This is a genomic window from Prevotella sp. P6B4, from assembly GCF_000619985.1.
GTDB lineage: Bacteria > Bacteroidota > Bacteroidia > Bacteroidales > Bacteroidaceae > Prevotella.
On sequence record NZ_JHVE01000001.1, the window covers coordinates 98,444 to 110,747 of the forward strand.

Consider the following 12,304-nt stretch of genomic DNA (forward strand, 5'->3'; position numbering starts at 1 on the left):
TACCTCGTTTTTTTTCTATCCTGACGACATTTTCTTTCTCAAGGCTGTCATGGCAGCACTTATGTGGTAGTTTACCGTTGCCAGTGAAAGGTCGAGTACTTTGGCAATCTGTGCATAGGGCAACTGCTCAATCTTAGCGAGGAAAAAAACATGCTTACACTTGGGAGGCAATTCTTCTATGGCTGCATGTAGGGCTTTAACCTCTTCATTATTAATAATGCCATCAACAGGCGTTTCAGTTTCAGGGAAGTTAAAGTTGTTCAGGCTGTCGATCGAGACAACTTTTGTGCTGTTCTTTTCTTTCCTTAAGTAAGATACAGCCTTGCGAAAAGCAATTGTGTTGAGCCACGTCTTCATGTTGTCTATCTCGGATAGTATCTTGCGATTGCGCCAGGCTTCCAGAAAGACATCGCTCACCACCTCTTCTGCCATCTCCTTATTCGACAAAATACCGAATGCATGGTAGTATAATCCTTCCATGTATCGGTTCATGAATTCGTTAAAAGCAAGCTCATTACCATTTGCAATTAGTAACAGCTCTCGAGATAGGTCTTCCATTATTCTGGTCATTTAGATGTGGGCAAATCAAAGTTTTTCCTTACATAGGAGATTTCTCCTCATTACCTTCTACAGATAATGTCGCAAATATATAAAAATACTATAGGTTAAACAAGTAATTTTTTGTTTTTTTAGTATTATGGGCGTGCTTTTCTTCAGAATGAGCCCATTAAAACGCCTCTAAGTAGGGTTTCATGGCGTTAAACCATACCTCTGCCATACGTTCGCGCCCCAATTGGTTAGGATGCACCTTGTCTTCTATTGTCATGGTTCGCCAATCGTGCGTGGCATTCTGGTCAACCAGTATAACCTGTTTGTTTTTGAGTGCTTTGACAAACCTTTTAATCTCTGTGTTAAGCTTGGGGATATAACCATATTTGGGCAGTTTCCCGCTCTCTGTTACGGTGGCGAGGAAGATATGTGCTTGAGGGTTGATAGTCAGAATCTTCTGGATGATAGAGCGGTAACTCTGTATGATTCCCTTGACGGGATTCTGGTCAATGTGATGATTATGTCCTGCATGTATCAATACGAAGTCGGCAGGATATTCCCTGTAGATACTATCGGTTATCTGGTCCAGATATTCTACTGGTTTTCCTCTGAAACCACTATTTGCAAGCTTACCTATCTCACATTCGCTTTTGTTAGGACCGATGAAGTCGAACTCATAGCCAGCTGCAATGAGTCTTTCCCATAAAGGATAGAGGTAGGAAGAGAAGTTCTCACCGCCTTCGGTAATGGAATCGCCGAATCCCATGACGGTGAAACGTTTCTGCTGCCCGGCATAAGTGAACATGCCAGTCAGCAGAAGCAGCATCAATATATAAAGTCGTTTTTGCATGATTATACAATACTCTTTTTATAAGAGTCGCAAATAAAAAAGAAACCAATAGGTCGTATATTTACTTTTTAATTGTTTTATCGCAGTTTTTTATGAGAAATTGCGAAAAAAATCGATGAAATCTGCTGAAATTAACAAAAAAGTTGTACTTTTGTCGCCGTTATTATTAACCAGAATACGGTTTTTAGTCCGATATGAACGCGTTGGATAATGCTAATATCAAGGATAAAAATAGCTTAGGACTTACCTCCTATGCCCTCCCCGAAGTCATAAACTCAAAAACCGGGGTGTCGGTAGGATATATCCCTGATGATAACAAAAAATGGTTTGTTCTCCGTATCAAGTATGGTCAAGCTCAGGCAGTAGCCGATGCTATGATCGAAGACGGCACCTACGTCTATCTGGCTAAAGTGTGGAAAGACGTTCGAAACAGGGAGACGGGCAAAAAGCAGCGAAAACTCTTTCCTTTCATGAATCTTCTTTTTGCCTATATGACGGCGGAAGAGGCTGAAAAGTATGTCAAGAGTTCTGTTATGTCGAAGTTCATTACCTATTATTATAATCATTTCGTGACTGACGTGAACGGCTATAACCCGCCGTTGACAGTTAGTTGCAGGGATATGGAGCCCTTAGTCAAGGCCACGGCTTTGCTCGACGAGCATGTAATGGAGGTAGATTTGAAAACCTGCCATTTTGTGTCCGACGAGCTGGTACGTGTCACCGCCGGCCCCTTCGAGGGTATCATAGGTCGTGTCGCCCGTGTTGCCCGCCAGAAGCGTGTGGTCATCCACATCCAAGGCCTGCAATCCGGCATCACCACCGCCTATATCCCACCATATTTTCTCGAAAAGGTCGAGGGAGATTAGTTTGCGTAGCATAGGCGTAGCATAGACCGAGCCAAAAAAGCCAAAAATTGTAGCAAGGGAGAAGGAAGGTCGTAGGAAGTTCGTAGCAAGGTCTGGTCTTCGAAAAGTAAAAAGAATGGATAAAATAGGCAAGATACAACGTCAGCGGGCTTGGGAATGTGGTTTGCCGGCCTATCTTCAGCACGATTTGGATGCGTATAAGGAAGGACTCCGCACAGGTAGCACGTTGATTGACTGCCTGTGGTGCGAGTTGTATGGGAGCATCAATGGTGCTGAAATCGACGATCAGGCCATTACCCACGAGCATGCACAGTATCTGCGTGACAAATACCTATGGCATAAAGACGTATGACAGCCATTGATTTTACATCATGCCCCCGCATCCCTGTTAGGGCTTATAATGGAGCAAACGGTAAGAAAATAGCCGTTCTGTTTCAGGGCGAGTCGTGGATTCTCAAGTTTCCGCCCAATGTCACGTCGCGTCCCAATGAACAATCCTATTCCAATAGTTGCTTCTCCGAACATCTCGGAAGCAGTATTTATCGGTTGTTGGGTGTTCCTTGTCAGGATACGGTTTTGGGTACATTCTAAGATCGAGTTCACTTAATAATGAATATGATTTGACACGTGACGGGACTCATTGTGGATATGGACTGGCGGAATATACGGTAGCCTGTTGCTATTATGAATCACTCATTGCACCGCGTTGTGGTATTTCGGTAGTAGGTAATTCTGCCCGTATAGATGTATCTGATAAAAAGTCGAAGTATCCACCAGTTAATGTGACGGATAAAAATGCCCTCATAGCTCAGGAGGCGGTCTATTTGGCAACAAAGGTATGTATCATTGCCAAAATCCTGAAGATTACACTTCTGCAGTAAATGGCGTAGTTAATGATTCGTCAGGAGCTATCATCTACGATATGCAAGGCCGTAGAATAGGCCATCCTCAGAGGTGCTTGAACATGATTCGTATGAGTGATAATAAAATCAAGAAGGTCATAGCGAATTAGTTGGGAAGTAGCGATTGACGATAGATTAGATGGAAAAGATTGTTGAGAACAATAAAAGGATAGCGAAGAACACCTTGATGCTCTATATCAGGATGTTCCTTATTATGGCTGTAACTCTGTACACCAGTCGTGTTATCCTGAAGGTTCTTGGTGTAGAGGACTTTGGCATCTACAATGTTGTGGGAGGCGTCGTGTCTATGATGGGCTTTTTAAAAGGCTCTATGTCGGCAGCCACCACCCGTTTCATCACATACGAGTTAGGACGAGGTGACTATGAAGAGTTGCACAAGACCTATTGTGTGAGTATCATGATCTATGCTTTCATTTGTCTGTTTTTTGTTGTAGCGGCGGAAACCATTGGGTTATGGTTCCTCAATACTCAACTTGTTATCCCTGACGAGCGCATGACTGCAGCCAACTGGGTTTATCAATTCACTATTGCGTCATTGGTGGTGGAGATGATGGCACAACCCTACAATGCCGTTATTATTGCTCATGAGCGCATGTCATTTTTCGCTTATGTTAGTATTGTCGAGGTAATCCTACGTCTCATTGTTGTATATGCACTTTTTGTGGTGCCATCAGACCACTTGGCTACTTACGGTTTACTGATGTTGTGCGTATCTGTGTCTATACGCCTTATCTACAGCATCTATTGCAAACGGCATTTTGTTGAGTGTCACTTCCGTATATATCGTGACGGATTACTTTTTCGCAAAATGTTGTCATATTCAGGTTGGAACCTTTTCGGCTCACTTTCTGCACTTGTAAAGGGGCAAGGATTGAATATTTTGCTCAATATGTTCTTCACACCAGCAGTAAATGCCGCCCGTGGTATCGCTTTTCAGGTAAGCAATGCCATCTCGCAATTCAGTCAGAATTTTTATACAGCCGTTCGTCCACAAATAACAAAGTATTATGCTCAGGATGACCTGACAAACATGTTTCAGCTTGTATTCCGTAGTAGCCGATATTCATTTTATCTTAATCTTCTGTTCTCTGTACCTCTTTTGTTGGAAACTCCATATATAGTAGCTCTGTGGCTGGGGCAGGTACCAGACTATGTCGTAGAATTCTCACGTCTCATCATTGTCATTTCGGCTATCGGATCCATGGAGCATCCCATCATGACAGCAACGCATGCGACAGGTCGTGTCGCTCTCTATCAGTCTGTCGTTGGTATGATGAACATACTCAACATACCCATATCATACGTGTTTCTGCATATGGGTTTTCCTCCATTGACTGTGTTTTGGGTATCACTGGTTATTTCTGTGATATGCATTTTTATTCGTTTGGCCATCATTAAATATCTTATACCACAATTCCCTGTTGTGACATACATTTATAAAGTGTTGGTTACGTGCCTGCTTGTTACTGTTGTATCCTTTGTCATACCAGCATTAGTCCATTATTATTCACGACCTAATGGACTTCTGTCTTGTACTATCGTAGTGATACTTAGTTTAGTCTCTGTATTAACAACGGTATCATTATTAGGGATGGAAAAAGGTGAACGAAAATATGTCTTATCAATAGTCAAGAAGAAAATTTTTCACAGGAGATGAAGAAAAAAGCACTTATAGTTACAGTTTATAACTCGCAAAACAGTGGAAGCTTTCTACAAGCTTTCGCCATGCATGCTATTCTGACAAAGTTGGGGCTTAATGTGGGTTTTTACAAGCGTAAAGACAGTGAGTCATCACATAGCAAAAGAATAGTGATTGCTAGATGCATAAAAAAAATACAAAGTTTCAAGTTCGCTGAGGCTATCAATGAACTTAGCGTATGGTTTACTTTTAATCATCTTCTTAAACGATTCTCAATATACGACAAGAATTCTAGTTTCTATAATCAAACAGAATATGTCATTCTAGGTAGCGATACGATATGGAATTTTGATAAATCCTATTTCCGCAGTCATGCAGCTATATTTCTTGGTAGTAGCTTTGAAGGGAAGAAGGTGTTTAGCTATGCAGTTTCTGCGGCAAACACTTCAGCTGACATATTCAATTCTGTCGTGGAAAAGTATGGCTTGCAACACCTCTCAACCATCTTGGTGAGAGATGCATACACAAAGGATTTGGTAGAGGGAGTAGCTGGAAGAGAGGCAAAAATAGTGACAGATCCGACTCTTTTGCTTGACAAATCCGACTATGCTCCACTATATCAGACAATTGATATTAGTGTGCCTTATTTGCTTCTTTATTATTTTGGGGACATCTCTACCGAAATACAAAATGCTATCATTTCATACGCTTCGAGTCATAATCTCAAGGTTGTATCCATGCCATATGTGAGGAAATGGTGTGATATGTCGAAAAACCAGGATCCACGCAATATGGTTTCCTATTTTCTGCATGCTACTGCAGTTATTACAAATACTTTTCACGGATGTGCTCTTTCGTTAGTATTTGAGAAACCTTTTGCAGTCCATAATGAGGGTAAAAATAAGATAACCAGTTTCCTAAACCTCTATCATGAGAGAGATAGATATTTTGAGTCTGCTGATCAAATCTCAATATTGCTGGAAAAACAGAATACGGTTAAGAAATCAAATATCTATAAGGAGGTACAGGAAACATCGATAAACCTGATTAAGAAAGAAATAAACATTTAAAATAGTATGATTAAGACAAAGGCTGATCTGCGCTTCTATTTGGAAGAAGACCGTAAGCGAAATCATGTGCCCAAAGGCATAGGATATTATATTCTTCTTGTTTCTGGTTCTGATGCAGCATGCATTTTCAGATATATAAAATGCTTACGTAAACGTGAGTACCATTTGAACAATAGCAAAAATAGTCTATACCATAAACTGCTATGTCATTATTATAGGCTTAAACAGTCCCGTTTGGGATTAAAATACAGCGTACGCCTTGATCCAAATGTCTGTGGCTATGGATTGAGAATCATGCATCTCTCTGGTGGTGGAGGAGCTCGTATCCGTCCAAAGAAATGTGGCAACTATTGTGGTTTTAATGCAGGAGTAATTATTGGCACTAAAGATGGTGAAGCCAATCGTCCCACAATAGGCGACCATGTAGCTTTTGGGCCAGGTTCAATGGCTTTTGGAAGAATTACGATAGGCAGCAATGTGTTTGTTGCTCCCAATGCTGTAGTAACGAAGGATGTGCCAGACAACTGCATTGTTGGTGGAATACCAGCAAAGGTCCTGAAATATAAGGAAGAAAAGGAATGAACATTATACACAAAATTATTGTCCACTTCAAGAATCCACTAAAACTGAAAGAATTCATACTCTACAGATTTGCACCTTTTATCAAGAATGACGCAACATTTTTGAAATTGAAGTGGAGACTCTATATGGATAGTCCGTTGGATTTGGAACATCCAAGGACATTTTCTGAAAAGTTGCAATGGTTGAAGTTGCATAACCACCGACCAGAGTTTTCATGCATGGTTGATAAGGTTGAGGCAAAGAAATACGTAGCATCAATCATCGGAGAAGATTATATCAACCCTATTATAGCTGTCTATGACAGAGTAGAAGACATCGATTTCAACAAACTCCCGCAGCAGTTTGTTTTGAAATGCACACATGACAGTGCAGGTCTTGTTATATGCCGAGACAAAAACAAATTAGATGTTATCGCTACTAAAAGGAAACTGGCTAGTTCGCTAAAGCGCAACTTCTTTTGGCAAACTCGTGAATGGCCTTATAAGAACGTAAAACCACGAATCCTTGCTGAACCATTGCTCGTTGAAAAACAGAAACCTAATAGTGACTTGACAGACTACAAGTTCTACTGTTTTAATGGACGAGCAGAATACTGCCAAGTAATAGCAGATCGCTCAACAAACGAGACAATTGATTTTTATGACCGCCAATGGCGACATCAGCCATTTGTGGGACTAGTAAGTTCTGCGCAAAATGCGCCACAGTCACAAAATGTGCCACAGTCACAAAATGCGCCACATAACTATTCCCTAATGGTAGATATGGCTGACAAGATTGCGACTGACATACGTTCTCCTTTTGTCAGAATAGACTTCTACAACATAGACGGAAAAATTTACTTCGGTGAAATCACTTTCTTTCCATTGTCAGGCAGAGGCGTATTTCGTCCGCAAGAATGGAATGGCAGATTAGGTGACATGATTATAATTGACGCAAAGGCATAACGGATGGGAAATCGTACTGCGGCGAAGCTTTATATTGGCTTCTACATGTTATATCTGCTAACCATGACCATCATGGGTAAGTCTAGTTTGGGTTCTATGGAACTCATCATCGTAGCATGGTCAGCAGTATATATGGCGAAGGTTCTTTTTAGTTCCTATGCCAAGCCATTGTTTGTTCGGGGCGTTACCCTTCTTTTAACTCTTTTCTTCGCCTATACTGTCCTGGCACTAATGGAAGGCAGAATCATATATAACGAGAAACATGGCTTCAATATAACAGGCATCATTTACTTCCGTAAGATTGCCCTTTCGTTGATGCCAATATTTGCCTTTTATTATTTCTCCATGAAGGGATATATAACTAAGCGATTTATGCTTAGCTACCTTTTCCCATTTGTTGCTTTAATAATCCTGAGTTTTATAAAACAACGTAATTCCGCTCTTGCTGCAAAGGAGGCTGACGAGGCAACGGTCAATTATGGTTATGAAATTCTTACCATTCTGCCTCTAATGGTTTTTTATAAATACCGGACTATACGTCAGCAAATGCTTATGTGGCTAATGCTATTTTTAATACTATTTTGCGTGAAACGTGGGGCAATAATATGTGCTGGCCTATCAATGAGTATCTATTTCTTCTTCATGCTCAAGCATGATAACCGAAGAAAGAACTACAAGGCTTATATTCTACTAATTGTTGCAGCTTTAGTTGCTTACTTTGCTCTTGACTGGATGTTTCAGAGCAGCGAATATTTCGTAGAGCGTGTAGATAAAACTATGGAGGGTAATTCCAGTGGGCGTGACTTTATTTATGAGTTCTTCTGGTATTACTTTCTGGATTCGACAACAACAAAGCAGTTCCTTTTTGGCGGCGGAGCCTTTGAAACACTTTTCCTTTACGGTTTATATGCTCACAACGACTGGTTGGAGATAGCCATCAACCAAGGTGTATTAGGATTATCGATATATGTTTTTTTCTGGTTAACATTCTTGCAACTTTGTTTGAAATGTAAATCCGATATTCTTGTAAAGACAGCTTTATGGATGTTATTTGTATTTTTCCTATTGAAATCGATGTTCTCCATGTCATACGACCAGTTTACGCTTTACTCCAATATAGTTTTAGGTTACTGTATGGCTTACAATACGGATATTAATAAAAACAATAAGCATGCAAAAAGATTATCAACAAGCATGAGACAATGGCGAAAGAGAGATTAGGTTATATTGATATATCAAAGGGAATCATGATTCTTTTGGTTCTCCTTGCGCATATACCTCTGGTGTATGCTTCTGTTGACCATGTCGTATTAGATTATTTACGCAAGTTTACAATTTCATATATTCCTCTTCTTATGCCCGCATTTTTTGTTTTGACGGGCTATTGTAGCAGTTTCAACAAATCTTTCAAAGAAATTTTTATTTCGTCTTTCCGGACGATTGCATTACCGGGCATTACTTTTACTATATTTTTTTTCTTGCTCAAGATGAGATTCAACGCAGAATCGCTGAGCACATTGATGAATGCGGTGTTCATAAAGGGAGGGAACTTTTGGTTCTTACCTGCTTTATTTGTGGGAAGATTACTATTCTGGTTTGTTCACCATTATACAAAAGGGATTCCTTATTATCTTTGCTTGTGCTTGTCTTTCTTCATAGGTCTTATCTTATATAATCTAAGTCCAGGAATAGAATTTTGGAGAATGTATCATGGTATGATGTTGATGCCGTTCATTGGTTTAGGAAGTCATCTGAAAAAGATAGGATATCAGTTTAATCATTTCTGGACAATCTTTATTTTGTATGCTTTAACATTTGGGTTAGTGATATTTCTGTCGAGCAAAAATAATATAGATGCTGACTCAAACTACGCAATTCCATTTATAGCGGGCAAAATAACAAATATGAATCCCATTACGTTAATCCCATTTTTGGTTATTTCTGTATCTGGTAGTTTAATGATAGTTACCTTATGCAGGTATATCAGTTCGTGTCCCCTGTTGGAATATTTTGGCAAGAATAGTCTCACCATTTATTGCCTCCAAGGCTATACTCTTCATGTTTCCTTTTTGTGTTCTGCCAGATTTCTATCTCACGATACACCAATAATTATAGCATTTCTTATTATTCTATTTGGTTTTTTACTGTCGATAGTTGCATGTGGTGCTGTGGCCTATGTCGTAAATACCAAATACTTGAGATTTATGATCGGTAAGTTTTGAGGAATATGAAAAAAGTGATATACACGGTACTCGTAGGAGGTTATGACAAACTGTTGCAGCCACTTGCAACGGATGAAAGTTATGACTATGTTTGTTTCTGCGATAATCCTATGTCTCAACGAGCGGGTATATGGGAGTTGAGAGACATCCCATATCGTGACGCTAAGGGTGATAATACTCGTACATCACGGTTCCCCAAACTTCTGCCACACAAAGTGTTGGCAGAATACGATTATAGTCTCTATATCGACGCAAACATACAGATAACATCATCATATATATACAACAAAATAGAAGAGCGTATCAAAGAGAATGTCCAAATAGCTCAAGTTCCTAACACATTTCGTGACAGTGTCTATCAGGATATTCGCATAGCATATCGCTTAGGAAAAGTCTCATTGAGAGAAGCTCGCCGTCAAATGCAACATCTGCGTGAAGAAGGTTTCCCAGAGCATTATGGCCTTTATGAGAACAATGTCATTTTGCGCCGGCATAATGACCCTTTTGTGGTCAATATTTCGAATGCATGGTGGCAGGAATACAACGCCTATTCTCACCGAGACCAGTTTAGTTTGATGTATGTGTATTGGAAATGTATTTTTAAGCCCAATTACCTCATAGATGAACAACATAATGCTCGTAACTGTGACTGTATGCGTCTTGTGAAGCATTCACATAGGGAAGGAATGTGGAATACTTACATCAAACTACGTTCAGGAATAAGGAAACCTGTTGCTTCTTTAATATTACGATAAATTATAGACAGATATGATATTTTGTAAACAAACAATTGCTTATTGGTGGACTATTGTAAAGAGCCATTGGTTTATTTCCAATGTGCTCCATGGTTCAATATACAAGAAAAACAAGATAGTAGGAGAACTATTGCGAAATACACATAGCATAGAGAAAGACATGTCGCTAGAAAATGTCCGATTAGGTTTTGGAACGTTAAAGATACTCGCTGCACTTAGATTAGTAGAAGAGTATCTCAAATATGGCGAGTTAACAGACGAACCAGTCATGATGTTTTTGGATGCCTTAGATTCTTACCTCAGATTTCATGAAGAAAGGAATTTTTGTAATTCCACCATAGAGAATATTCGAGGAAGAGCATTGGAATTGAATGAGAAAAGGAAAAAAAGTCCTCAGGATAGTTCGATTGTTTACGGAGGAACAATTATGGTCGAACATCAATACTATACAGATCAAGAGCAAACTTTTTTTTCAAAATTGTTCTATAACCGTCACTCTGTGCGCGATTTTGCTGATGGGGCTGTTGATAGTGAAGCCCTTAGAAAGGCTATTGAATTGGCTTTGCACTGCCCCAGTGCATGTAATCGTCAGGGATTCGGTTTGTATATAGTAAACAAAATAGATTTTAATTTGTTAGATGGCTGGTTTGATGGAATTGGCGGTTTCACAGATAGGATAGACAAAATACTTTTTATCACTGGCAAAATAAGTGCTTATCGTCAGTCGGAAATGCATCAATGGATAGTCAGCTCTTCTATTTTTGCAGCATATCTGTCGTTGGCTCTTGAAGTGTATAATATTGGAGCATGTTTTATTCAAAGGCAATTGTTGTACAATTCGAAAAGACAGAAAAGTTATGATAAGATAGGTATTGCGCATGACGAGCAAGTTATTTGCTGTTTGGGAATAGGAAACTTGAAGCGTAGCTATGCCGTGCCGATTAGTCATAGGATGAAGCCCGAAACAATTATTCATAATGTAAACGTCAATAAATGATGATAGCAATACTTCTGTCTGCATATAATGGTGCAAAATACGTTAGCGAACAAATAGATTCGTTAATGATACAGACTTGTCAGAACTTTAAACTATATATTAGGGTAGATGGATCTGCTGACGGCACAAGTGAAATAGTGGACGATTACGCTAGAAGATTTCCGAATAAGATTTTTAGAGTAGATCGTGACGGAAACAATTTGGGTTGCGGGCAATCGTTTATGTGGTTGTTGGAACATACAGAGGCCGATTACTATATGTACTGCGACCAAGATGATATTTGGTTGCCTACGAAGATAGAGGAAACCCTGCATAAGATGCAGGAACTGGACACTACTGGTCATGAAAAAACTGCCAGTGTAGTCTTTACAGATGCCATCATTACAGATGAAAACATGAATGTTACAGCTGATTCTCTATGGAAATCGAACCATCGTAACCCCGAAGATGCTCGTGATGTTTATCGCTATGCCGTTTACCGTCAAGCAGCTCTAGGTTGCACAATGATGTTTAATAATGAGGCGCGCCGATTGGCACTCTCGGGCAAAGCATATCCCGCTGAGCGTGGCTTGCATGATCGCCTTGTAGTGTTCGTTTGTGCCAAATATGGAAAGGTGGGCTATGTGTCAAAGCCACTTATAAAGTATCGACAACACAGTAAGAATGTTACTTCCTTCCAAAAGATCACTAACGAAGGTCAGGGAACTGTCGCACGCAAAGTTCTGAAAAATCCTCTTCGTGTTTTTAACGTATTTGAAATTAAATTCGGGTGTATGAATAATCTTCCATTTCATATAAGCAAATCCCGTCTGTTTTTTATGCTATGTTGGAAGTGGATTATGCCAAATAGATGGAATTAAGACTGCATTTATACAGCTGAGTATAATATACCGTCTATTATGTCGTA

14 protein-coding genes are annotated in these 12,304 nt (G+C 39.7%); 12 read left to right on the plus strand and 2 right to left on the minus strand.

The genetic code is table 11. The features are described from left to right. Positions 1–15: 15 nt before the first annotated feature. Together T491_RS0100320 and T491_RS15305 are read right to left on the minus strand one after the other, a co-directional pair. Entirely contained in the window at positions 16–558 is a 543-nt protein-coding gene (locus T491_RS0100320) for an RNA polymerase sigma factor (RefSeq protein ID WP_028902105.1), read from the minus strand. A 169-nt stretch (positions 559–727) separates the two neighbouring features. Then, positions 728–1,399: a GDSL-type esterase/lipase family protein gene (locus T491_RS15305; protein ID WP_051522879.1), complete on the minus strand. Its 672-nt coding sequence runs from the start codon at positions 1,397–1,399 to the stop codon at positions 728–730. A 194-nt stretch (positions 1,400–1,593) separates the two neighbouring features. Between T491_RS15305 and T491_RS0100330 the strand changes: the two genes are divergently transcribed. The 12 genes from T491_RS0100330 to T491_RS16840 all read left to right on the plus strand — a co-directional run bounded on the left by T491_RS0100330 (position 1,594) and on the right by T491_RS16840 (position 12,257). After that, positions 1,594–2,265, plus strand: coding sequence for a transcription termination/antitermination NusG family protein (locus T491_RS0100330; protein ID WP_028902106.1), 672 nt, complete (start codon positions 1,594–1,596; stop codon positions 2,263–2,265). 115 nt (positions 2,266–2,380) lie between these two features. Further along, positions 2,381–2,617 carry a hypothetical protein gene (locus T491_RS15310; RefSeq protein WP_051522880.1) on the plus strand — a complete coding sequence of 79 codons (237 nt, stop codon included), beginning with the start codon at positions 2,381–2,383 and terminating at the stop codon, positions 2,615–2,617. A gap of 208 nt (positions 2,618–2,825) precedes the next feature. Continuing rightward, positions 2,826–3,146: a DUF4886 domain-containing protein gene (locus tag T491_RS17535; protein WP_369699732.1), complete on the plus strand. Its 321-nt coding sequence runs from the start codon at positions 2,826–2,828 to the stop codon at positions 3,144–3,146. 160 nt (positions 3,147–3,306) lie between these two features. Beyond that, the gene (locus T491_RS0100340; RefSeq protein ID WP_028902107.1) at positions 3,307–4,845 is read left to right on the plus strand and encodes a lipopolysaccharide biosynthesis protein; all 1,539 of its coding nucleotides are present in this window, start codon (positions 3,307–3,309) and stop codon (positions 4,843–4,845) included. Further along, positions 4,842–5,897 carry a polysaccharide pyruvyl transferase family protein gene (locus T491_RS0100345; RefSeq protein WP_028902108.1) on the plus strand — a complete coding sequence of 352 codons (1,056 nt, stop codon included), beginning with the start codon at positions 4,842–4,844 and terminating at the stop codon, positions 5,895–5,897. Before T491_RS0100340 ends, T491_RS0100345 begins: the two co-directional genes overlap by 4 nt. Before the next feature lie 6 nt (positions 5,898–5,903). Further along, positions 5,904–6,479 (plus strand): serine O-acetyltransferase, encoded by a 576-nt coding sequence (locus T491_RS17540; RefSeq protein ID WP_028902109.1) that lies wholly within the window; start codon positions 5,904–5,906, stop codon positions 6,477–6,479. Beyond that, on the plus strand, positions 6,476–7,423 hold the full coding sequence (locus T491_RS0100355; RefSeq protein WP_036915011.1) for an ATP-grasp fold amidoligase family protein: 948 nt from the start codon (positions 6,476–6,478) through the stop codon (positions 7,421–7,423). Before T491_RS17540 ends, T491_RS0100355 begins: the two co-directional genes overlap by 4 nt. A 3-nt stretch (positions 7,424–7,426) precedes the next feature. Then, positions 7,427–8,644, plus strand: a complete 1,218-nt coding sequence (locus T491_RS0100360; RefSeq protein ID WP_028902111.1) for an O-antigen ligase — start codon at positions 7,427–7,429, stop codon at positions 8,642–8,644. After that, a complete protein-coding gene (locus T491_RS0100365) occupies positions 8,626–9,645 on the plus strand; it encodes an acyltransferase family protein (protein WP_028902112.1) in 1,020 nt (339 codons plus the stop codon). The genes T491_RS0100360 and T491_RS0100365 overlap by 19 nt, the downstream gene beginning before the upstream one ends. A gap of 5 nt (positions 9,646–9,650) precedes the next feature. Further along, positions 9,651–10,400, plus strand: coding sequence for a glycosyltransferase domain-containing protein (locus T491_RS0100370; protein ID WP_028902113.1), 750 nt, complete (start codon positions 9,651–9,653; stop codon positions 10,398–10,400). A gap of 13 nt (positions 10,401–10,413) precedes the next feature. Then, a complete protein-coding gene (locus T491_RS0100375; RefSeq protein ID WP_028902114.1) occupies positions 10,414–11,397 on the plus strand; it encodes a nitroreductase family protein in 984 nt (327 codons plus the stop codon). Next, the gene (locus T491_RS16840; RefSeq protein WP_028902115.1) at positions 11,394–12,257 is read left to right on the plus strand and encodes a glycosyltransferase family 2 protein; all 864 of its coding nucleotides are present in this window, start codon (positions 11,394–11,396) and stop codon (positions 12,255–12,257) included. The genes T491_RS0100375 and T491_RS16840 overlap by 4 nt, the downstream gene beginning before the upstream one ends. Positions 12,258–12,304 lie beyond the last annotated feature (47 nt).

What these genes read in the sequence shown, in the direction of transcription:
- T491_RS17540 (WP_028902109.1), top strand. Translation starts at nt 5,904, where the DNA reads ATGATTAAGACAAAGGCTGATCTGCGCTTCTATTTGGAAGAAGACCGT.
- T491_RS16840 (WP_028902115.1), top strand. Translation starts at nt 11,394, where the DNA reads ATGATGATAGCAATACTTCTGTCTGCATATAATGGTGCAAAATACGTT.
- T491_RS0100345 (WP_028902108.1), top strand. Translation starts at nt 4,842, where the DNA reads ATGAAGAAAAAAGCACTTATAGTTACAGTTTATAACTCGCAAAACAGT.
- T491_RS0100365 (WP_028902112.1), top strand. Translation starts at nt 8,626, where the DNA reads ATGGCGAAAGAGAGATTAGGTTATATTGATATATCAAAGGGAATCATG.
- T491_RS0100375 (WP_028902114.1), top strand. Translation starts at nt 10,414, where the DNA reads ATGATATTTTGTAAACAAACAATTGCTTATTGGTGGACTATTGTAAAG.
- T491_RS0100355 (WP_036915011.1), top strand. Translation starts at nt 6,476, where the DNA reads ATGAACATTATACACAAAATTATTGTCCACTTCAAGAATCCACTAAAA.
- T491_RS0100370 (WP_028902113.1), top strand. Translation starts at nt 9,651, where the DNA reads ATGAAAAAAGTGATATACACGGTACTCGTAGGAGGTTATGACAAACTG.
- T491_RS0100360 (WP_028902111.1), top strand. Translation starts at nt 7,427, where the DNA reads ATGGGAAATCGTACTGCGGCGAAGCTTTATATTGGCTTCTACATGTTA.
- T491_RS15310 (WP_051522880.1), top strand. Translation starts at nt 2,381, where the DNA reads ATGGATAAAATAGGCAAGATACAACGTCAGCGGGCTTGGGAATGTGGT.
- T491_RS15305 (WP_051522879.1), bottom strand. Translation starts at nt 1,399, where the DNA reads ATGCAAAAACGACTTTATATATTGATGCTGCTTCTGCTGACTGGCATG.
- T491_RS0100320 (WP_028902105.1), bottom strand. Translation starts at nt 558, where the DNA reads ATGGAAGACCTATCTCGAGAGCTGTTACTAATTGCAAATGGTAATGAG.
- T491_RS0100340 (WP_028902107.1), top strand. Translation starts at nt 3,307, where the DNA reads ATGGAAAAGATTGTTGAGAACAATAAAAGGATAGCGAAGAACACCTTG.
- T491_RS0100330 (WP_028902106.1), top strand. Translation starts at nt 1,594, where the DNA reads ATGAACGCGTTGGATAATGCTAATATCAAGGATAAAAATAGCTTAGGA.